Annotated in this window: 21 protein-coding genes; 10 read left to right on the top strand and 11 right to left on the bottom strand. The window is 63.3% G+C overall.

Annotated elements, in window-relative coordinates:
* Nucleotide 1: 1 nt before the first annotated feature.
* The 3 genes from bioB to AAGT95_RS14520 all read right to left on the bottom strand — a co-directional run bounded on the left by bioB (nt 2) and on the right by AAGT95_RS14520 (nt 3,418).
* Complete coding sequence (gene bioB / locus AAGT95_RS14530) at nt 2-1,150, bottom strand: biotin synthase BioB (protein ID WP_342594282.1); 1,149 nt, start codon at nt 1,148-1,150, stop codon at nt 2-4.
* A 156-nt stretch (nt 1,151-1,306) separates the two neighbouring features.
* Nucleotides 1,307-2,746 carry an arylsulfotransferase family protein gene (locus AAGT95_RS14525; protein ID WP_342594281.1) on the bottom strand — a complete coding sequence of 480 codons (1,440 nt, stop codon included), beginning with the start codon at nt 2,744-2,746 and terminating at the stop codon, nt 1,307-1,309.
* 333 nt (nt 2,747-3,079) lie between these two features.
* Nucleotides 3,080-3,418 (bottom strand): hypothetical protein, encoded by a 339-nt coding sequence (locus tag AAGT95_RS14520; RefSeq protein WP_342594280.1) that lies wholly within the window; start codon nt 3,416-3,418, stop codon nt 3,080-3,082.
* A gap of 346 nt (nt 3,419-3,764) precedes the next feature.
* On the opposite strand from AAGT95_RS14520, the gene AAGT95_RS14515 reads away from it, so the two are divergent.
* From AAGT95_RS14515 to AAGT95_RS14495, 5 genes are all read left to right on the top strand, one after another.
* Nucleotides 3,765-4,772 (top strand): IclR family transcriptional regulator, encoded by a 1,008-nt coding sequence (locus AAGT95_RS14515; protein WP_342594279.1) that lies wholly within the window; start codon nt 3,765-3,767, stop codon nt 4,770-4,772.
* 91 nt (nt 4,773-4,863) lie between these two features.
* Nucleotides 4,864-5,808, top strand: a complete 945-nt coding sequence (locus AAGT95_RS14510; RefSeq protein ID WP_342594278.1) for a tripartite tricarboxylate transporter substrate binding protein — start codon at nt 4,864-4,866, stop codon at nt 5,806-5,808.
* A 31-nt stretch (nt 5,809-5,839) separates the two neighbouring features.
* Nucleotides 5,840-6,331, top strand: a complete 492-nt coding sequence (locus AAGT95_RS14505) for a tripartite tricarboxylate transporter TctB family protein (protein ID WP_342594277.1) — start codon at nt 5,840-5,842, stop codon at nt 6,329-6,331.
* Nucleotides 6,324-7,805, top strand: coding sequence for a tripartite tricarboxylate transporter permease (locus AAGT95_RS14500; RefSeq protein WP_342594276.1), 1,482 nt, complete (start codon nt 6,324-6,326; stop codon nt 7,803-7,805). The genes AAGT95_RS14505 and AAGT95_RS14500 overlap by 8 nt, the downstream gene beginning before the upstream one ends.
* Before the next feature lie 39 nt (nt 7,806-7,844).
* A complete protein-coding gene (locus AAGT95_RS14495; protein ID WP_342594275.1) occupies nt 7,845-9,056 on the top strand; it encodes a pyridoxal phosphate-dependent aminotransferase in 1,212 nt (403 codons plus the stop codon).
* A gap of 100 nt (nt 9,057-9,156) precedes the next feature.
* Here AAGT95_RS14495 and AAGT95_RS14490 read toward each other — a convergent pair whose 3' ends face one another.
* The 6 genes from AAGT95_RS14490 to AAGT95_RS14465 all read right to left on the bottom strand — a co-directional run bounded on the left by AAGT95_RS14490 (nt 9,157) and on the right by AAGT95_RS14465 (nt 15,122).
* Nucleotides 9,157-11,340 carry a xanthine dehydrogenase family protein molybdopterin-binding subunit gene (locus AAGT95_RS14490; protein ID WP_342594274.1) on the bottom strand — a complete coding sequence of 728 codons (2,184 nt, stop codon included), beginning with the start codon at nt 11,338-11,340 and terminating at the stop codon, nt 9,157-9,159.
* Nucleotides 11,337-12,341 (bottom strand): xanthine dehydrogenase family protein subunit M, encoded by a 1,005-nt coding sequence (locus AAGT95_RS14485; protein WP_342594273.1) that lies wholly within the window; start codon nt 12,339-12,341, stop codon nt 11,337-11,339. Before AAGT95_RS14485 ends, AAGT95_RS14490 begins: the two co-directional genes overlap by 4 nt.
* A 3-nt stretch (nt 12,342-12,344) precedes the next feature.
* Nucleotides 12,345-12,920: a (2Fe-2S)-binding protein gene (locus tag AAGT95_RS14480; RefSeq protein ID WP_342594272.1), complete on the bottom strand. Its 576-nt coding sequence runs from the start codon at nt 12,918-12,920 to the stop codon at nt 12,345-12,347.
* Between the two features lie 143 nt (nt 12,921-13,063).
* Nucleotides 13,064-13,570: a DoxX family protein gene (locus AAGT95_RS14475; protein WP_342594271.1), complete on the bottom strand. Its 507-nt coding sequence runs from the start codon at nt 13,568-13,570 to the stop codon at nt 13,064-13,066.
* Nucleotides 13,571-13,980: 410 nt separating this feature from the next.
* Nucleotides 13,981-14,199, bottom strand: coding sequence for a 4-oxalocrotonate tautomerase family protein (locus AAGT95_RS14470; RefSeq protein WP_342594270.1), 219 nt, complete (start codon nt 14,197-14,199; stop codon nt 13,981-13,983).
* A gap of 182 nt (nt 14,200-14,381) precedes the next feature.
* Nucleotides 14,382-15,122 (bottom strand): SDR family oxidoreductase, encoded by a 741-nt coding sequence (locus AAGT95_RS14465; protein WP_342594269.1) that lies wholly within the window; start codon nt 15,120-15,122, stop codon nt 14,382-14,384.
* A gap of 130 nt (nt 15,123-15,252) precedes the next feature.
* On the opposite strand from AAGT95_RS14465, the gene AAGT95_RS14460 reads away from it, so the two are divergent.
* Nucleotides 15,253-16,155 carry a LysR family transcriptional regulator gene (locus AAGT95_RS14460; RefSeq protein ID WP_342594268.1) on the top strand — a complete coding sequence of 301 codons (903 nt, stop codon included), beginning with the start codon at nt 15,253-15,255 and terminating at the stop codon, nt 16,153-16,155.
* Nucleotides 16,156-16,724: 569 nt separating this feature from the next.
* Here AAGT95_RS14460 and AAGT95_RS14455 read toward each other — a convergent pair.
* On the bottom strand, nt 16,725-16,877 hold the full coding sequence (locus AAGT95_RS14455) for a metallothionein (protein ID WP_342594267.1): 153 nt from the start codon (nt 16,875-16,877) through the stop codon (nt 16,725-16,727).
* 267 nt (nt 16,878-17,144) lie between these two features.
* Between AAGT95_RS14455 and AAGT95_RS14450 the strand changes: the two genes are divergently transcribed.
* A complete protein-coding gene (locus tag AAGT95_RS14450; protein WP_342594266.1) occupies nt 17,145-18,284 on the top strand; it encodes an N-acetylmuramoyl-L-alanine amidase in 1,140 nt (379 codons plus the stop codon).
* Here AAGT95_RS14450 and AAGT95_RS14445 read toward each other — a convergent pair.
* Nucleotides 18,273-18,548 (bottom strand): hypothetical protein, encoded by a 276-nt coding sequence (locus AAGT95_RS14445; protein WP_342594265.1) that lies wholly within the window; start codon nt 18,546-18,548, stop codon nt 18,273-18,275. The two genes, AAGT95_RS14450 and AAGT95_RS14445, sit on opposite strands and share 12 nt — an antisense overlap.
* Before the next feature lie 130 nt (nt 18,549-18,678).
* Here AAGT95_RS14445 and AAGT95_RS14440 point away from each other — a divergent pair, with 130 nt between their 5' ends.
* The 3 genes from AAGT95_RS14440 to folE2 all read left to right on the top strand — a co-directional run bounded on the left by AAGT95_RS14440 (nt 18,679) and on the right by folE2 (nt 20,647).
* Nucleotides 18,679-18,909, top strand: coding sequence for a hypothetical protein (locus AAGT95_RS14440; RefSeq protein WP_342594264.1), 231 nt, complete (start codon nt 18,679-18,681; stop codon nt 18,907-18,909).
* 73 nt (nt 18,910-18,982) lie between these two features.
* Complete coding sequence (locus AAGT95_RS14435) at nt 18,983-19,408, top strand: DUF4440 domain-containing protein (protein ID WP_342594263.1); 426 nt, start codon at nt 18,983-18,985, stop codon at nt 19,406-19,408.
* A gap of 324 nt (nt 19,409-19,732) precedes the next feature.
* Nucleotides 19,733-20,647, top strand: coding sequence for a GTP cyclohydrolase FolE2 (folE2, locus tag AAGT95_RS14430; RefSeq protein ID WP_342594262.1), 915 nt, complete (start codon nt 19,733-19,735; stop codon nt 20,645-20,647).
* Nucleotides 20,648-20,658 lie beyond the last annotated feature (11 nt).

Here is a 20,658-nt window from a genome sequence, read left to right as displayed (position 1 = left end):
CTCATGCCCGGGCCGTGGCGTCGGTGACCATGGCGTCGAGCCGGGCTCGGGTCACCCGCTCCCGCAGGGCGGCCTCGTGGACACTGTCGTCGACCTCCTCGCGGCGCTCGGGATGCAGCCCCAGGCGATCGAAGAGTCGCTGGTCGTGGCTAGCCTGAGGGTTGTCCGCGGTGAGCAGCCGCTCGCCGTAGAAGATGGAGTTGGCGCCGGCGAGGAACGCCAGCGCCTGGGTCTCGTCGCTCATCAGTTCGCGCCCGGCGGCCAGTCGCACGTGAGAACGCGGCATCAGAATACGCGCGACGGCGATGGTTCGAATGAAATCGATGGGATCGAGATCCTCGACGTGCTCGAGCGGCGTGCCCTGAATCCGGATCAGCATGTTGATTGGCACGCTTTCGGGGTGCTCGGGCAGGTTGGCCAGCTGCTGCAACAGCCCCGCCCGGTCGCCGACGCTCTCGCCCATGCCGAGAATACCGCCGCTACAGATCTTCATGCCGGACTGGCGGACGTGGTCCAGGGTCTCCAGGCGGTCGGCGTAGGTGCGGGTGGTGATGATTTCGCCGTAGTACTCCGGCGAGGTGTCGAGGTTGTGGTTGTAGTAGTCGAGCCCGGCCTCACCGAGCTGCTCGGCCTGGTCGCGGTTCAACATGCCCAGCGTCATGCAGGTCTCGAGCCCCATGGCGCGCACGCCACGCACCATCTCCAGCACGTAGGGCATGTCCTTGGCGCTGGGATGCTTCCACGCCGCCCCCATGCAGAAGCGGCTGGCGCCGATCGCCTTGGCCTTGCGCGCTTCCTCGAGCACGGCCTCGACCTGCAGTAGCTTCTCGCGTTCGAGCCCGGTGTTGTAGTGCCCGGACTGGGGACAGTACTTGCAATCCTCCGGGCAGGCGCCGGTCTTGATCGACAGCAGCGTGGAGACCTGGACGGCATTGGGGTCGAAGTGCTGGCGGTGCACGCTCTGCGCCTGGAACAGCAGATCGTTGAACGGGCGCTCCAGCAGCGCCTGGATCTCCGCCCGCTGCCAGTCATGGCGCAGCGGCGTGGTTTCCGTCGCGGAGAGCGACCTGCCCTCCGCTGCCGACGGTGCGCGGTTTTCCGTTCGAGCCGACAGCGTGCTGTTTTTCGTTTGCGAGAGAGGCGTTGCCATGGACCCAGTCAACCTTGGTAACTTAATGAGTTGACGGAATGGTGGCACGACCCTTGGTCAACTTCAAACACAAACCGGGTTGACTGAACGCAAAAACGCCATGCCGGCATCGGCATGGCGTCTCGAGATAAGGGCGACGAGCGCCGGCTCGCCATCTCAGGTAGCCGGCGCACCGTCCCCGTCTTCATCGTCCCGGGGAGGCAGCGCCTCGGTGCCGCCGTTATCGCCGAGATCCAGCGACCGGGCGAAGTCGCTGTCGAAGCTTGCGGGATCGAGCCGCTGCGACCAGCCGATGATCGGAATCATGTCGTCGTTCGGACCTCCCCTCGTCGGCACGACGTACTCCCACGCAATCCGGCCGTCCCGGGTCACTTCCACCAGGCGACCGCCATCGGATTCGCTGATCAGGGTATTGCCGTTGTCGAGTCGATGCTGGTCGCCGCGGATCTCGCTCTCCAGCGGACGCTCCGGCGTGCCGGCATACTGCCAGACGACCTGCAGGGTGCGAGGGTCGAACTCCACGACCCGCGATTCGCCCTCGGGGGTGTGGTAGTGCCCGCGGTTGTCGAACATCACGATATCGCCGTTGGGCAATACGTCGGGATCGTGCTGGCGAATCCATGGGCCGCGCGTCGCCCAGGTGATCTTCTGCGAGCGCGGGTCGAACACCGCGATGGAGCTGGTCTCGCGGAACGACAGCAGCAGGTCGCCCGGATTGCCGAAGGGGAAGTTGCGGGCCTTGGTTTCGGTGAGGTAATCCACCGCATTGGCGTGAATGGGATCTCCCACCATGACTCCCGGCACGTTGTTCAGCAATTCGCTGAACGGCGAGTGCTGGAGCGCCGGCAGCAGGCGGGTACGCTGCAGCTCCTTGCCCTCCGGCGACAGCACCACCAGCGAGTCCTCGAGACGCGGCGGCTCGAGGTAGTCCAGCCCTTCGATCTCGTCGTCGAAGATGCCGTGGATCAGCGCATAGATCTTGCCGTCCGGCGCGACGGCGAACTGGTGATGCGCTCGGCCGGCGTAGCGCCAGATCACGTTGGAGTCCTTGTCCAGCTTGACCAGCCCGTAGCCGTAGGGCGTGTCGCCATTGCCTTCGTAGAGCGCGATCAGATCACCGTTGGGCAGCACTTGCGCATTGCGGAAGTGAATGAACTCGTCCGGGCGCGGATTGGCAACGCCCTTCCCGTCGGCCCACACCTCGCTGTAGGGCTTGCGCCACTCGTGGATCACCTTGCCGTGCATGTCGACGAGATAGGCAGCCGGCTCGGTGCCCACGGTGTAGAGCGTCAGGCCATTGCGGGCGAGACCCGGATCATACTGGGTGACGCCCTTGGCATCGGTGCGCTGGGGGCGCCAGATATCGCCCTTGTAGACGTCGTTGTAGTCGGTCGCCTGATGGTAGAGCGCCTGCCCCGCCTGGTAGGCGTGCTGAATCTGCGGCCCGGGAAATATCTCGGTGACCACGGAAAAAGCCCCGATCACGAACACCAGCACCAGGGCCGCGATGATCGAGAGGGTCTTGAAGAGTTTATCGGTGAACTTGTCGGCATCCTGCCGGACCGGGCGCTTTTCGGGCGTCTTGGGCGAATCCATGATTCCACCATCCTGTATGGCTTCCAGGTGAAGCGCGGTTGGACCGTCGCTCGTCGATTTCGGACGAGCGTTAGAGCCGGATGGTGATGAGGAGGTTCAGCGGGGTGTGTTGTCTTAACGTTGTCCGTCGACGTCTTTTACGTAACGTTTTCATCCACGTCGGGATCATCGTCGACAGGTAAACAGCCTCGAGATACAACGACCGACGCCGTTGGGCGTCGATCATTCGTCATGGGCAAGCGCTCGAGAAATACCGGCCCTATCGCAGTCGGAACGAGGGTTTCTTAGCGCCGATCAATCGTCGCAGCCGCCATATTTCGTCACGCAGCAACATCAAGGACGTGGATCTTTCTCCGCGAGAATCCCCGTGGCGACGACGGTTTCGAAATACTCGACCTTTAGATCAAACGAGGCGAGCAGTTTCTGAGTGCTCGGTTTCACCACGGCATCATCGAAAGATGCCCCTTCGAAATGGCCAGCCGATTCGAGATCTTTCCAGAAACTGGCGACGACCAGTTCGTTATTCTCACCTTCGACTTTCGTCGAGAGCGTTGCACCGAGGTGCCCCGGAAGCTCGGCCATTTCCCGAAAAGTCGTGCGTTCGAGATGGTCGGCATATTGCTGCAATACCTCGTCCGTACCGGCGACGGCACGCCACCAACGAATAATCATGGGGATTCCTCCTTGTCATCTTTCCCGAGTCATTGGAAAGACCGACCGGCATTTCCAAGCGATATATTTCTTATATCCAAATTTTTCTCTATAAGCAATAAACGAAAAATCGCCGCTTCCTGACCTCTGACGTCTTTCGACGAAAGTCGATATACAGCGGTCGATCATTGCCCGCCACCGCCCTGAAATTCGCGCATGAGAACCGCCCGGTGGATGTCATGTCGGCTTTTTCATCGTGTAACCGGTGCCTTTTCGGCGCTGTCGAAGCCCGCCGTTAACGGCGTGAACGGGTGGCTTGAACTAATGGCCTATATCTCATATCGGAATTTTTCAATATAAGAAATACATGAATACGAAAAACGTTCTCCAAACGGCCTTGAAGGCGCTACGTGTCCTGCGAATCGTCTCCGAAGCGGGCGAGCCGATCTCCATGACCGAGGTCGCCCACAAGGCTGAACTGCCTCGCACTGCCGCCTTCCGGATACTGAAGACGCTGGAGGTTGCAGGTTTCGTGCAACTGGTTCAGGGCGGCAAGCGATACGAGGCCACGGTCAATCAGGCAGGTTCCGCATCGGTGGGCGATACGTTGGAGCTGTTGCGCAAGATCTCGGCCGGCAATCCCGTCGAGGGCATCAGCTCAGAGGCGCTGCACCAGGACTCCCCTCTTTCGCTACCGCAAGTCGGCTCTGCTCTCGAGGAGCTGCGCCGGTTTCGTCTCATCGATGCGACCGGGTCCAATCACTGGCGCATCTCTCCGGCAATCCTGGGCTATGCCCAGCAGCTGTTGCGGGGGTCGCCGACGTTAACGGCTCTACGACCGATCATGCAGCGGCTATCGGACGATACCGGCGAGACGATTACCTTCTTCCGGGAGTCCGACGGTTTCCAGGTCGTGACCGAGGTGATTCCGTGCAAGGAGCCGCTCAGTTACTCGCTGCCCATCGGCAGCAGCCATTCGGTCCTGCGCGGCGCCGCCGGTCGCGCCTGGCTGTCGGGACATGATGCGTCGGAGGTCTCGCGGATCGTCCATCGCCTTGGTGCCCTCGGCACCCACGAGCCGCTGGTCAGCCTGCAGACACTGATCGACGACGCCAATGCCTTCCGCGATCAGGGCTATGCCTACTGTCACAACGAGCGAATCGCGAATGCCGCCGCAACGGCAGTTCCCATCGTCGGACCGACCGGGCGCGTCACCGGTGTCCTGAGTGTCATGGCGCCGGTTTTTCGCCTGACCTACGAGCGAGCCCGCATCATTGGCCCGCGAATGGCAGAGCTGACGGAAGATATCTTTCGTGCCGGAGCCTCACCCATCACGGGTTCCCCGCCCCCTGCCGGACTGACCACAGACTCTTGAGCCCATCGAAAGCGAGACCGGCGGAATCCGAAGAGGCGTCGGAGCACCCGAATGCCACCAGAGGCATGACTGACCACTCTAGAGAAGGCAAATGAAAATGTTATTCAAGTTCGTAGCCGCCATTGCGCTCGCCGGAACGATCCCAAGCCTGGCCACTGCCGCCGATTTTCCCTCCCGGCCGGTATCCCTGGTGGTGCCGTTCAACGCCGGCGGCAGTACCGATCTGTTGGGCCGCGCGTTCTCGCGGGAGATGGAAGAGATCCTGGGCGTTCCGTTTCCGGTCAAGAATATAGGTGGCGGGGCGGCGACAATCGGCACCGCCAACGTCGCTCGAGCACGCCCGGATGGTTACACCCTTGGCTATGTCGCCGCGGCGCCACTGATCAGCCAGCCACATATGCGGGAGACGCCCTACACGACCGCGGACTTTACCTATATCTGCAAGACCTTCGACTCTCCGCAGGTGCTGGTGACAAAACCCGACTCCCCCTTCGACAACCTGGATGATCTCGTCGCCTACGCGCGCCAGCACCCCGGAGAGTTGACCTACGGTTCTCCCGGCCCAGGGTCGCTACCACACCTTGCCATGGAGACATTCCTCGCCGAGACAGGCATCGATATCCGCCACGTGCCGATGAATGGCGACGCCGCGGGCGCCGCCGCCATCATGGGTGGGCACATCGATCTGATGATGGCCGTCATCCCGATCGCACTCCAGAACGATCTACGCACCATTGCGGTGATGTCGGACGAGCGGTCCGATCAGCTTCCGGACACCCAGACCAGTGTCGAGCAGGGCTACGAGACGACCTTTTCCTGGTGGGGTGGCTTGGTCGCACCGAAGAACATTCCCGAGGAAGCCGCCGACAAGCTGGGCAAAGCCTGTGCCAAGGCGACATCGCAGGAGCGTTATCTCAAGGTCCTGTCACGACTGGGTGCCACGGCGGGCTACCTGGACGGAGCCGACTTTGCCGACGAGGTCAGCACGCAAAGCGCAGCCACGGCGAAAATCATCGCCAACATCCAGTCAGAGTAACGACGGCTCCTCGGATGCAAAGGAGGATTAGATGTCAAAAAGCTTATCCGACCTCGTTGGTGGGGCGCTGTTTCTCGGCCTCACCATCCTGTTCTGGACACAGACCATGGACCAGCCCAGCGCCGGACAGGGTCTCGCCAACAACCCTTTCTGGCAACCCAGACTGCTGCTGGTCCTGATGGGCCTGGCATCCCTCCTGTTGATCGGTAAGGGCCTCCTGCGATCCGAGGGGAAAAAGCGCATTCAGCTCCCCTCCCATCCCGGCCAGCTGGTGCTGGGCGTCGGCATCGTGGCGCTGTTTCTACTGACGTTCGAGCCCCTGGGGTTCCTGCTTTCGGGATGTCTGCTGGTGGTTCTGTTCTGCATCGGCATGGGTTACCGCGCTTACCGGGTAGTGGTGGTGTTCGCGCTCGTGTTCGTGTCGCTGGTCTGGTATGCCTTCGCCGATGGGTTCAGCATTCGCCCGCCCGGCATGGGAATGGACACGATATTCAACATGCTGTTCGGAGGTGTGAATGGATAGCGTCTTCAATGCCGTGGCCAGTTTGAGCGACCCGTTTGTCATCTTCCTGATCATCGCCGGCACTGGCGCGGGAATCATCATCGGCGCCATGCCGGGCCTCGGTTCGGTCCTGGCGATAACCCTGGCGTTGCCGCTGACCTTCGTGCTGGCGCCGCAATCCAGCATCATTCTCCTGCTCTCGCTCTATTGCGGCTCGGTTTACGGCGGCTCGCTCTCCGCCATCGCGATCAATACCCCGGGGACCCCGCAATCGGCGGCGACCATCCTCGACGGCTATCCGATGATGATGCGCGGCCAGGGTCCGCAAGCCATGGGCTGGGCCACCGTGGGCTCCACCCTGGGCGGTCTGCTCTCGGCGGTGATCCTGGTGGTGGCCGCCCCCCTGTTGGCACGCTTCGGCCTCGAGTTCGGCCCCATCGAATACTTCGCGCTCGGCATCTTTTCCTTGACCTGCGTCGTCGCGGTCTCCGGTGAAGCGCGACTCAAGGGCCTGATCGCCTGCCTGATGGGGCTGCTGGTGGCCACTATCGGCCAGGACCCGCTGACCGGCAGCGTCCGCATGAACTTCTCCTCCTTCGAGCTTTCCGCCGGCGTGGGGCTGATCCCGCTCCTGGTCGGGCTCTTCGCCTTGTCGGAGGTGTTCTGGCGAATCTCCAACAGACTCGACGCGGCCAGCACCAACGCGAGCATCGGATTCCGGCTTCCTGCCCTGCAGGATCTGTTGTCCCGCTGGAAGATCATCCTGCGCTCTGCCGTGATCGGCACCGGGGTCGGTACGCTACCCGGCGTGGGCGCCACCGCCGCCTCGATGATCAGCTACGCCGAGGCGCGCCGAGTCTCTCCGAACCGGGAGAACTTCGGCAAGGGGGAACCGGACGGCATCCTGGCCTCGGAGACCTCGAACAACGCGGTCACCTCGGGTGCGCTGGTGCCGACGCTATCGCTCGGCATCCCGGGAGATCCCATTACCGCCGTCATGCTGGGGGCGCTGACCCTGCAGGGCGTCACCCCGGGACCGCGACTCTTCACCGAGAATCCCGATCTGACCACCTTTATCTTCACCGGCCTGTTCGCCATCAATATCGCCATGTTCGCCTTGGGCGCCCTGATCTGCCCGCTGTTCTCGCGCATCATTCGGGTGCCCGAGCCACTGCTGCTGGCGGCCGTGGTAGTGCTGATCGCCATCGGCACCTACTCGGTCAATTTCAACCCTTTCGACCTCGGGCTGCTGCTGGTGGCCGGCCTTGCTGGCTTCGTGATGCGTCTTCTCGGCTTCCCGCTCGCACCGGTGGTGATCGGCTTCGTCCTGGGAGACATGATCGAGCAGAGCCTGCGCCAGGGCATGATCCTGACCAAGGGCGATTTCCTCGGGTTCCTGAACAGTCCGATAGCGCTCACGCTCTTCACGCTGACGGTGGTCTTTCTGTTGCTCCCGCCCGCGCTGCGGTTCTTCAGGTCCCGCCGGGCCCGCTGATGTCGCGCCTTCGCCCTCTCCTCCCTGGACGCTGATGCCATGACCGTGTCATACCAATCCAAACTGCTGGACCGGATCAAGCCGGCCGCCGCCCTGACCATCGCCGCCAAGGCGACCGAGCTAAAGGCGGCCGGGGCACCGGTGATCAACCTCTCGCTCGGCGAGCCGGACTTCGACACGCCGGCCCATATTCTCGACGCGGCCGAGCGAGCCATGCGCAACGGCGCCACGCGTTACACCGCACCGGACGGCTCGGCCGAGCTGAAGGACGCCGTGGTCGAGAAATTCAAGCGCGACAACGGGCTGACATATGCGCGGGAGAACATCTCCTGCGCCAACGGCGCCAAGCAGTCGATCTACAACGCGCTCCTGGCAACGCTGGATCCGGGGGACGAGGTGCTCTTCGGGGCGCCACATTGGGTCTCCTACTCCGACGCCGCCACGCTGGCCGGCGGCGTTCCGCGGGCCGTGCGTTGCGGCGCCGAATCGGATTACAAACTGACCCCGGCGGCCCTGGAGGCCGCGATCACGCCCGCCACTCGCTGGGTGATACTCAACTCGCCCGCCAATCCCTCGGGGGCGGTCTACAGCCAGGCGGAGTACCAGGCCCTCGGCGTCGTGCTCGCGCGATACCCACGGGTGCTGATCCTGTCGGACGAGATCTACGAACATATCTATTATCTCGAAACCCCCTTTGTCTCGTTCGCACAGGCCTGCCCCGAACTGTTCGAACGGACCGTCATCGTCAATGGTGTGGCCAAGGCCTATGCGATGACCGGTTGGCGGATAGGCTACCTGGCCGCACCGCCAGAGCTGGCGCGGGTCGTCTCCAAGATCCAGTCTCAGACTACCGCGAACCCCTGCTCCATCAGCCAGGCCGCGGCCACTCAGGCCCTGGTCGGGCCGCAAGAGTTCATCGGGGTAGCGCGAGCCGAGTACCGCGCACGGCGCAGTTTGATCGGCGAGGGGCTAACGCGGATATTCGGTGCCCCGATCCCCCAACCCGACGGCGCGTTCTACGTCTTCCCGGATGTCAGCGCCTTCCTGGGCCGAGAGCTGGAAGATGGCCTATGTGCCGACACGGACATCGCGCTGGCATCGATCCTGCTGGAGAGGGGCCATGTCGCCTGCGTGCCAGGCAGCGCCTTCGGCACGCCGGGTCATATCCGCTTCTCCTTCGCGACCTCCCCGGACAAACTCCGTCAGGCCATTGCCAATCTCGGGACGCTACTCGGCACGGCGACCGCCTGACGCAAGAAAAGCCCCGTGAGCCGCGGAACGCCATTCGCTGCGCCTCGCCCTGCCATCTCATGACACCCGGTCGCGGCTGCGACCGGAGTCTCGACAGGCCCTAGAGCAGATCCTCGATCCTGATCGGGAGGTGGCGGATACGCCTGCCGGTGGCATTGAAGATGGCGTTGGCGATCGCTGCGCTCGCACCGACCATCGCTACCTCCCCCGCCCCCTTGACGCCCGATATGTTCAACTGGGTGTCGGGTTCGCCGATGACGTCGACATCGATCCAGTCGATATCGGCGTTGACGGGCACCAGGTACTCCGCGAGATCGTTGTTGAGGACCCGGCCGTAGCGGGGGTCGGTTTCACCGATCTCGCGCAACGCGGCACCGACAGCCCAGACGACGCCACCCCTGACCTGGCTTTCCGTCGTCCGTCGGTTCATCACGCGACCGCAATCGATGACGCTGGCGAACCTTCGCACTCGGACCCGCCCCGTCGAGGGCTCGACATGCACCTCGGCGAAATGGGCAATCCAGCTGAAGGCCAGGAAGTCGGTGTACTCGGGGCCCGTCGTGACCGGCCGACCCTGGCGCAGATCGTCGATCGCCTGCGGGCTCTCGCCCAACGGAATGGTGTCGATCTCGACCTTCAGCATGGGCCGTCGTGTCTTCGCCAGTTGCAGGTGAGCCGGACCTTCGAAATCGTCCCGGCCGATCAGCTCGGCGAGATTGGCACGCAGCTCGAGCGCGGCTGCCCGGGCGGCGGGCGCCACGCTGGCCGTGCCCCAGGAGCCGGCGGTGAGCATTTGCGGGGCAAAGCCGGTATCGCCGACCCTGATGTCGAGCTTGGCGGGATCGACGCCCAGCACATCGATCAGTTCCGCCGCGATGACGCTGCGTAGCCCCTGTCCCATCTCGTGACCCGACAGCGAAATGCGACAGGCGCCGTTCGCCTGGAGCCGCAGCGTCGTGATCGCCGGGCTCATCGCCGCCTTGTAGCTGCCGCAGGCCACGCCGAGCCCGACCATGTCGCCGTTCTCGGCCCGCAGGGTTCCCGGCGCCCGTCGCCGGCGGTCCCAGTCGATCATTCTGGCGCCGCGTTTCAGACACGCCGCCAGATGCCGCGACGAGTATGGCTTGCCGGTAATGGGGTCCTTGTCGGTGTCGTTGGCCAGCCGCAGCTCGACGGGGTCCATGTCCAGTTGGTGGGCCAGTTCGTCCAGGGCGCATTCGGTGGCGTAGCTGGAGGGATGTTCGTGGGGGGCGCGCTGGTGCCCCGGCGTCTGGGTATCGACGCGAATCATGCGATCCTCGCCCAGCCAGTTCGGGTAGCCGTACATGCGTGGCGGGGTTTCGCCGAACAGCGGGTTGTAGCCGTCATAGCGGCTGTTCTGCTGCTCGGTGCGGTAGAGGCCGGCCGCCAGCTTGCCGTCGGCATCGGCCGCGAGGCGCACGTGATGCAGGCTGCGCGGCCGATACGACGCCGTGTGAAAGAGTTGGCCGCGTGGCATCACCAGCTTGACCGGGCGCCCCATGATCGTGGCGGCGTGGGCGACCAGCGCACTCTGCTCCTGTATCCCGTTCTTCTGCCCGAAACCGCCGCCGACATAGGGGCTGGAGGCGCGGACCGATTGCGGCTCGCGGCCGATCATGCCCGCCAACCCTCCGGCGAGGGCGGAACTCCACTGGGTGCCCTCGAAGATACGCAGCTTGCCCTCCGAGAAGCGTGCCGTCGTCGAGATCAATTCGATCGGGTTGTGATGCTCTTGGGGATGCCGGTACGTCACGTCGATCTTGTGGGTGGCGCCTGCGAAGGCCCCTTCCGCGTCGCCATGGCGAAGGCGGGTGAAGACTTCGGGCGCCTCCTCGGCGCCGTCCTGCTCCATCAGCGCGGCGAACTCCGCCGCCTCGTCATACTCGACCGATACCGCTTCCGCCCCCTCGATGGCCGCTTCCAGGGACTCGGCCAGCACCAGCGCGACCGGCTCGCCGCGGTGGACGATGTCGGGGCCGGTCATGGGTTGATAGCCTTTCCCGGGCTGCCCATAGGCGCCCCGCGACGCCGGCGTGGTCTGGATGTCCGCGAAATCTTCGAAGGTCATGACCCTGACGACGCCAGCCACCTTCAGCGCGGCGGAAGAGTCGATAGCGCGGATCCGACCCTTGGCGATGGAGGCCGGAACCGTCATGGCGTGGAGCAGGTTCTCGACCCGCTGGTCGGCCGCGAACAGCGCCTCGCCGAGCACTTTCTGACGCGCGTCGACGCGTGGGCGATCCGGGTTGGGGGACAGGGTCATGACGTGCTCCTTTCCGCAGCGATCGTGATGGCATCGGCGATCGTGTTGGCCGCGAGATCGATCTTGAAGCCATTGTGTCGGCCGGCCTTGGCGTCGGCCATCGCGGCGCGTCCCGCGGCCATTGCGTTCTCCCGGGTCGGTGCTTTTCCCTGCAGCGCCGCTTCCGCCGCTTTCGACCGCCAGGGTTTGGTGGCGATGCCACCCAGGGCGATGTGGGCCTGCTGGACCTGGCCGCCCTCAATCCGCAGGGCGACGGCGGCGGAGGCAAGCGCGAAGGCGTAGGATTCCCGGTCGCGCACCTTGTGATAGGTCGAGGCGCGGCCGGCGGCCGTCTTGGGCACGCGGATCTCGATGATCAGTTCGCCGGGCGCCAGCGAGAATTCGCGATCCGGCGTATCCTGGGGCAACAGGTAGAGGTCCGCGATCGGAATGGTGCGGTTGCCTTGCGCCCCGAGCACGACGATGTCGGCATCGAGGGCCGTCAACGCGACCGGCCAGTCTCCCGGCGATACCGCGGTGCAGGCGTCGCTGGCCCCCAGGACCGCCTGGCCGCGATCCAGTCCGTCGATGGCGGCGCATCCCGCTCCCGGCTCGCGCTTGTTGCAGGGATAGACGCCGCCCGCGCCGTTGCGGAAGTAGGGGCAGCGGGTGCGCTGCAGCAGGTTGCCGCCAACGCTGGCCATGTTGCGCAATTGCTGCGAGGCGGCCCGCCACAGGCTCTCCGCCAGCAGCGGGTACTCGCTTTTGATCGTCTCGTCGTCGGCGATATCGGCCATCCGCGCGCCCGCGCCGAACCGCAGCACGTCGCCGGAGGTCTCGATCAGATCGCTTCCGTCGAGTTCGGAGACGTCGACGAGATGGGCGGGTCGCTCGACATTGAGCTTCATCAGGTCGAAGAGCGTCGTTCCTCCCGCAATGTATCGCGCGCCCTCTCCGGCATCGGTAAAGGCGGCCACGGCGGCTTCCGGACTCCGGGGGCGGCTGTAACTGAACGCACGCATGTATCAGCCCTCCCGCAGGGGTCTGGCGACCTGCTCGACCGCGGCGACGATGCCGTTGTAGGCACCGCAGCGGCAGATGTTGCCGCTCATGTATTCGCGAATGGTGGCGGTATCGGCGGCGTGACCTTCCTCGATACAGGCGATGGCGGCCATGATCTGCCCCGGCGTGCAGTAGCCGCACTGCAGCGCATCATGATCGATGAAGGCCTGTTGCATGGGATGAAGCGTCTGCCCATCGGAGATGCCCTCGATGGTCAGCACTTCCGCACCGTCGGTCTTCGCCGCGAGGGTCAGGCAGGCAGCGACCCGCCGCCCGTCGACGTGCACCGTGCAGGCGCCGCACTGACCGTGGTCGCAGCCTTTCTTGGCCCCGACCAGGTCCAGCCTCTCGCGCAGCAGATCGAGCAGCGAGGTGCGCGCATCCACCCGCAACGTCCGGCGGGTGCCGTTGATTCGTGGTGAAATCTCGATGACGTTGCCGGCCGCCAGCCCCTGGGCGGGTTGTCCTGCCGCGTCGCGCTGCTGCGCGTCGACTTTCCAAGGGACCATGACACCCAGTGGCGCCATGGTGGCTGACATGGCCCCCACCTTCATGACGGTACGTCGTGTCACGCCCGACGATTGGCCAGGTGCTTCCCGGTCCGGCGGGTTCGATTCATGGTCCATTACCGCGGCCTCCTCTTGTGGTTTCGATTCTGCTATCCGGCTTGACTGACCATGACCTAGCTGCGTCTCAGAACGCGTTGAAGAGAGAAAGCCCCCGGACCACCCGCGGCGAAACAAAGCGCCACCACGCCAAGAATCAGAGGATATTCGTACCCCCCATCGATCCATACGAAGGTGGGGGCATGGATATAACAGATGAAGACCATCTCGACGACTATCGCCAGGGCGATGAGGCGAGTATAGAGACCCACCGCAATGGCCAGCGCACCGAAGGTCTCCAATATCGCTGCCGCAAAGGCAAAGAGAGGCGCGGCCGGCAGACCGAGCGATGTCTCGATCAAATGGGTCGCGCTGGAAAAAGGATCCGGATTTTCGCCATGGGGTAGACCCAGTAATTTAGGGTAGCCATGGGTCAGCAAAACGAGCCCGAAAACGATGCGGAGAGTGGCGTAGCCAGTCGCCGACAGAAAATTGCTCGATCTGCGCTCCAGCAGGAATGCCGTTACCGCGGATAGTGACATTTTCGCCCCGGACCGGCCTCTGAAGTAGGAATTGTCAGACATTCGAGTGTCCTTGATTTTGAATTCAATGGGATCATGGCATCGACGCCAAATCGAGACTATGACGTCCAGGCTGACTTCAGTATTCAGAAATCAATAACAACAGGATTTCGATTGAACGACGATCACTTGATTGGCTAAAAAGACGACGTCTTGAATGATAAAACCACCAGCCATGATCAGCGCCTTGACTCCATCCCGCTCGACGGCTTCATGCCCATGATGCGGTACCAATGGAGACTCGAGCTCACGGACCTCACCCGCCCCGCTTGTCGCCGGATCGTTCCCATGGAGGCGACCAGCGCATCGATCTGCCTCGAGAGAGACCCCCGCAAACGGGGCCATTGCCGCGCCTGTGCCGGGCCGACGCCGTCATTCGACATCGGTCCGGCAAGTGTCGCCATCACCGACGATCAGGCACTCCTGGACGGTAAGCCCATCTTTTCCAGCGTCAGCGTCTCATCCGCCCGGCCCCAGCCGCCATCGGCGACCTCCTCCACCAACACCATGGTGTAAGGTCGAACCTCCTCTCCGAAATACTCGACGAACATCTCGGTGGTGCGGTGAATGATGTCTTCCTTGCGGGCGTGATCGACAATGCCCTCCGGGAACTTATAGTTGGCAAATGGCATGATTTTTTCCTGTTCAATGACCTTTGAGAGTGGAACTCGATTCATCAGGGGTAAGGTATTGGATCGCACGCAAAAGACGGCTCATCCCTTCTGGAAACGCTTCGGTTTCAGCAACTGGTCAGAGCCGCTGGACGCACCGGTCACCAGGATGACTTGACTCATCATCTAACTCTCCCTGTCGATCAGGCGAAGCCGCCATTGGCGCGCAGCACCTGGGCATTGACCCAGCCGCCGTTCGGCCCTGCCAGGAACCCCACCACGCCGGCGATCTCCTCCGGCTGGGCGAGTCGTTCCAGCGGCGCCATGGCGGCAATCGACTGGATCTGCTCGTCGCTCTTGCCCTCGAGGAACAGATCGGTTGCCACGGGTCCGGGCGCCACCGCGTTGACGGTGACGTTGCGTCCGCGCAGTTCATTGGCGAGCACTTTCACCAATCCCTCGACCCCCGCCTTGCTGGCGATGTAGGCCCCGTAGCCGGGGAACGATTTCGCCAGCACCGATGAGGAGAGCGCGATGATGCGCCCCCCTTCCTGCAGCACCTCGGCGGCTTTCGCCATGACCAGCCAGCTGCCGCGCAGATTGGTCGCCAGGGTACGGTCGAACAGCTCGACGTTGGCAGTCGAAATCGGTGCCAGATCCATGATGCCGGCACTGTTGACCACCACATCCAGGCGCCCGTACGTCTCCAGCGTTCGATCGAACAGCCGGGCAACGGATTGCGGATCGGCGATATCGGCCTGGACCGCCATCGCCTGGCCGCCCTTGTCTTCGATGTCGGCGACAACCTGGGCCGCCAATGACACGTTACCGGCGTAGTTGACGACCACGGTGAAACCGTCATCAGCGAGCTGGAAGGCGATCGAGCGACCGATACCGCGAGAGGCACCGGTGACGAGGGCGATCTTTCGAGTGACATCCGTCATGACTCTTCTCCTGGTCGAGTGACTATGGCCTTCTGCCATGGGATACGAACGAGGGAGAGTATTGATGTTCGTCTTAGATCAATAAATCCGCTAAATTGAGAACACTATTCACTCAAGGACAACAATCACGATGGACAAATTCGATGCCATGACGCTCTTCGTGCGCATCGTCGAGAGCGGTAGTTTCACCAAGGCCGCCAATGCGCTCGACATCCCCCGAGCCACTGCCACGCTCGCCATCCAACAATTGGAGAGCCGCCTCGGCGTTCGTCTGCTGGAGCGCACCACGCGCCAGGTCCGCCCGACCCCGGAAGGCGAGGCGTTCCATGAACGCTGCGTTCATCTACTGGCGGAGCTGGAGGACGCCGAGGCGATCCTGCGGCCGGTCTCTACCACGCCCTCCGGCGTGCTTCGGGTCGAGATGCACGGTGCCCACGCCCAACTGATCGTACTGCCCCGCATCCAGGCGTTTCATGAGCAGCAACCCAAGCTGAACCTGGTCCTGACCAGCGGGGACCGCCGGGTCGACTTGATCGGAGAAGGGGTCGATTGCGCGATACGCGCCGGTATTCCGGAGGACTCGAGCCTGATTGCCCGTAAATTGGCCGAAATGACCCAGGTCATTTGCGCCAGCCCGGCCTATCTGGCCAGTGCCGGCCACCCCAGCCACCCTGAAGCGCTACGATCACACCGGGTCGTTCGCTTCTTCTCAGGCGATGGCGCCATCGACAGCACGCTGGAGGTTGTCATCAATGGCCGCCCGCAGATGTTCGAGGCCGGCGGCTGGATCACAGTCAACGACGCTGCCAACTACATCGAATGTGCCCGGCAGGGTTGCGGCATGATTCAGCTGCCCCGCTTTCACGTTGCCCCCGAGCTCGCGACAGGCGAGCTCGTGGAGATCCTCCCCGACTGGCCCAAACCCAGCTTGCCTCTCTACGCGGTCTACCCGCAGCGTCGCCAGCTCTCTCCCCGGGTAAAGGTCTTTCTGGATTGGCTGACGTCGATCTATGCCGAGCATCAGTTCGGTTGAACGCCCACTCTCCTCGCGTCTGACCGTCGGCCTTGTCGGCTACGACATCGCCATTTCCCGGCGTGGTTTTGTGGCCAGCCAAGGTCGGCCCAGGAGACTCGTCGACACAGCTTGAATCCCGCGCTTTCGCCGATTGTCGCCTCGGCTGCCGGCACTCGTCGTCTTGGTGGACAACACCTGGCCTCTGTTCTGACTGTCACCGTACCGTTCGTAGACGAGTCATTTGAGCCTGACGGCAGCTCCCACAGGCCAGGCTGGTCGTGCTCAACGGCTCGGGATTCGATGGTTGGATGGCGCCGCTGCTCAAGAGCACCGGCGGTGACCCGCTGGAATCGACTCGATGACCGGGAAACCCCGCGTGCAACCGCACTGACAATCACCCTGCCATCGCCTCGTGGGTTTTGTTGAGGCCGATCGACCAGGCAACCTGCCGGTCAACCGAGCGCCAGATCGGACATTCAGCGTAGCGCTGCTGTCTTGGGGGGTGTCGGGGGGAGGAAGCTATCGAGACCTGAAGGCCGGGCCAATAAAAAACGGCGGCTAGACGCCGCCGTTTTCGCTATCAGGTATCAGCCACACTTGCAGTCGTGGCCACAGTCCTTGCTGCCGTCGGCGTGGCCGCTGGCGCAAGACTGGGAGCAGTAGAGCTTGCCTTGTGACTCGATGGACTGATCGGTGACCTTGCAATCACATTTGGAACAAGCGCAGGTTGATTGAGACATCGGAGTCCTCCTCTGTTGACTCCACTCAATCTAGTCTAGTCGTGCCGCGTTATGTCATCACAGAATCACGCCAGTCATTGCCCGAAAATGGGTGCGCTCGCCCAGGCGACATTGAACATCGTCCGGGCGCTGGCCCTGCTCGGCTATCTCTCGTCGACTTTTCAGACAGTGCCTGGCAGCAACGACGGTTTCAGGGCATTTCACCAATGTTATATTGTATCACTTGGTTTCTGAGTCATCTTTCTTTACCCGTCACGGACAGTCACCATGGACAGAAGACGTTTCATCACCACCCTGCTGGCCACCTGCTTACTCCCCAGTACCCGTGCACTTGCGAACCCGCTCACCCCATTCACGCTGACCGAGGATGAAGAACGCGCCAGCTTTGTCATCGAACTGGAGGGAAACGACGATCACCACGTCTTTACCCTGGACCATCCGCCCCGCATCGTCATCGATCTACCCCACGTCACTCGCATCGCACCGACACAAGCACCCCACCAGCATGCCGGTATCGTCAAGGATGTGCGCACGGGACAGCGCGACGGCGGCATACGCATCGTGCTCGACCTGAAGAGTCTCAAACAACCGCAAACGCATGTTCGTCGGCTCGACGCCCATCGCTCGCAGTTGATCGTCAGCATCAACGACCCCGACCCGCTGATGGCCGCCGTCACCGCCGAGGCAAAATCACACGATGCACCGCGCAAGGCCATCATCGAGATCGACGCCGGACATGGCGGCAAGGATCCCGGCTGCATCAGCCATGACGATCAATACGAGAAGTATGTGGCGATGGGCGTGGCGGACTATCTCAAGGAGCGCCTCGACCAGGATCCGCGCTTCGAGCCGTCGCTGACCCGCGACAGCGATATCTTCATCCCGCTGCACGAACGCGTGCTGATGGCGCGCAACCATCACGCCGACCTGTTCATGTCGATTCATGCCGATGCCGCCCCGTCGACCAGCGCCTCCGGGGCTTCCGTCTATATCCTCTCCCAGCATGGGGCCAGCTCGGCAATGGCGCGCTGGCTCGCCGAAAGTCAGAACAGTGCCGATCGCTACGCCTCGACGCGGGACAGCGACATCTACTCGGACGACCCCGACGTGCAATCGGTACTGATCGACCTGTCGATGCGCGGTACCGATGTCGCCAGCGAAAAACTCGCCAGGACGACGCTGACCAACCTCGGCGACGTGACGCATCTGCACAACGACCGCATCAACAAGGCGGCGTTCGCGGTGCTGAAGTCACCGGACATTCCCTCAATGCTGGTAGAGACCGGCTTCATGTCCAACCGCGGTGACTGCCAGCGCCTGCTACGCAACGCCCATCAGCAGGCGCTCGCCGAGGCCCTGCATCAGAGCGTTGCCGGCTTTGTCGAAAAGAACCCGCTACCCGGATGAACCAGCACTGGACACAGGCTCACTGGTCGAGCAAGGGAGACTAGCCTCCCGACAGAAGATCACGCGGTCGGCTGCCTCCCGCGCGAAGGGAATCTCGTGGGTGACGACCAGCCTGGTCATGCCGTTGTCGGCGAGCTTGCGCATGACACAGAGCAGTTCGTCACGCCGCTCCGGACTCGACGCCGAGATGGTTTCGTCGAAGAAGATCCCCTCGGGATCCATCGCCAGGCCGCGAGCGATGGCAACGCGCTGTTTCGTCGGCAAGCCCGACCTGGCCCGAGCAGCGCTTCCCCGCGCAACAACGCCTTGGTCCGCTGGCAAGTCGATCGGAATAGCCTGAGCTTCACACCAGAAACGTTACGATATAACATTATGTTTTTGAGCAGAGATTGCCATGCCGACCCCACCGATTCCGACCACCTTCGAGGAGTGGCACCACTGCATCACCGTCGAGTGCCAGATTTCGCTGACCCGGGAATACGTGGCGCAGCGGCTGCAGGCACTGGACGACCCGCGCGACTACGCGACCCAGCGCCTGATCGCGTTCTACGGTCGACGCCACCACCGACAGGTCGTCAGCTGGTTCCAGCGGGCGGCGCGCTCACTGGCGTCGCCGTCGACCTAGCACCATCGTCTTGTCGGCGCTGTCGCCAGATCGACGTTGATAGCTCTGCCACGAGACAAGGAACCCTACTGCGATGCCTCATCCCACCTCCCCGGCCCTGACCGAACGCGACACCGAGTTCTGCCTCGATGCCGCCTCGCGCACGCTCGAGCGCTGGGCGATCGCCGTCAGCCGGGGCGAGAAGGAGACCCTACTTTCGCTCTACGCCGAAGATGCGATTCTGGTACCCACGGTGGCCAATGACGTGTGCGACACCCGCCACGAACGCCAGCGCTACTTCGACAGCTTCCTCGCCAACGAGGCGCTGACCTGCGAACTCGGCGACTATTCAAGCCGCGTCAGCCGCAAGCTGGGCACGGTCGTGGTCGGGGGACACTACGTCTTCAGCTATCGTCTGGAGGGAGAGACCGTCACCATCCCGGCCCGTTTCCTGTTCACCTTCGAAGAGATCCAGGGCGAATGGAAAATCACCGGCCACCACTCTTCTCAGCTCGCCTGACCGCTCTCGGGGAAGATGGGCGTCGTTCAAGCGACCTGCTCTGCCAGCCCGTGAAGCCGGCTGCCTGGCACCGCCCCTGAAGCGAAGGGCCTGGCTAGACATCGGCCCGTCCGTCGATGCCGGCCGGGCTCGCGGCAAAGGACCCGGAGGTCGATCACTCCCGGCAGCATGTGCATGCCGGTCATCTCCGGCATCACCAAGCACCTCCGATGCGTGGAATGGGAGGCTTCCCCCATCGGGACCCGTCTCGAGACGCTCCGGATTGCCGAAAACACTCACGAGTAGTATGTTATGAAATAACATTTCATTAGACACCGATTGACCATGACTTCACTTCGCCCACTTCCCGATGTCGCCGGCCAGATCGGCATGGCGGGTAGCCATCAGCCCCGCGCGCTGCAACAGGTCGGCATGGGCGGTATCGCTTCTCGCCTGCTGCTGGCGGATGGCACCCGGCTCCCCGTCACCGTCGATGTCGGCGTGGATCTGGCAGCCGGGCATCGGGGCATTCACATGTCGCGACTCTACCGCCTACTCGACCGGCTCGACGAAACGCCACTGAGTGTCGATAACTTCCGCGATCTGGGCGCTGCGCTGCTCGACAGCCAGGCAGGGATCAGCGAACGCCTCGAGCTCTCCCTGCATTTCGATCTGCCGCTGCGTCGACCGGCGCTCTTGAGCGACGCCAGTGGCTGGCGACACTACCCGGTAACACTCGCGCTCGGCGGCATGCGCGGTGATCTGCGCACCGTGCTGACGCTGTCGCTCGACTATTCCTCCACCTGCCCCTGCTCGGCCGCCCTCGCACGCCACGCCATGGCACGGGACTGGCGCGCCTGGACGGACGAGCATCCGGACGCCGCGGGCGACCCCGAGACGCTAGCCCGCTGGATCGAGCAGGATGGCAGCTTCCCCACACCGCATAGTCAGCGCAGCCGGGCCCGCATTGCCCTCAAGCTCGCCGAGGCGGCAACACTGGATTTCGCTTCCCGCATCGACGACTTCGAGCAGGCGCTGCAGACGCCGGTGCAGACGCTGGTCAAGCGGATCGACGAGCAGGCGTTCGCCGAGCGCAACGGTGCCAACCTCATGTTCTGCGAAGACGCCGCGCGGCGCCTTGGCGAGCGCTGCGAGGACCAACCCGGGGTCGACGGCTACCGCGTCGATATCACGCATGCCGAGAGCCTGCACGCCCACGATGCGGTTGCCCGGATCGAGCACAACTTCGCCACGCGCTGAGTCGATCCGAC

Origin of the sequence: Salinicola lusitanus (genome assembly GCF_038648475.1) — a bacterium.
GTDB lineage: Bacteria > Pseudomonadota > Gammaproteobacteria > Pseudomonadales > Halomonadaceae > Salinicola > Salinicola lusitanus.
This window is presented reverse-complemented; position numbering and strand designations above follow the sequence as displayed.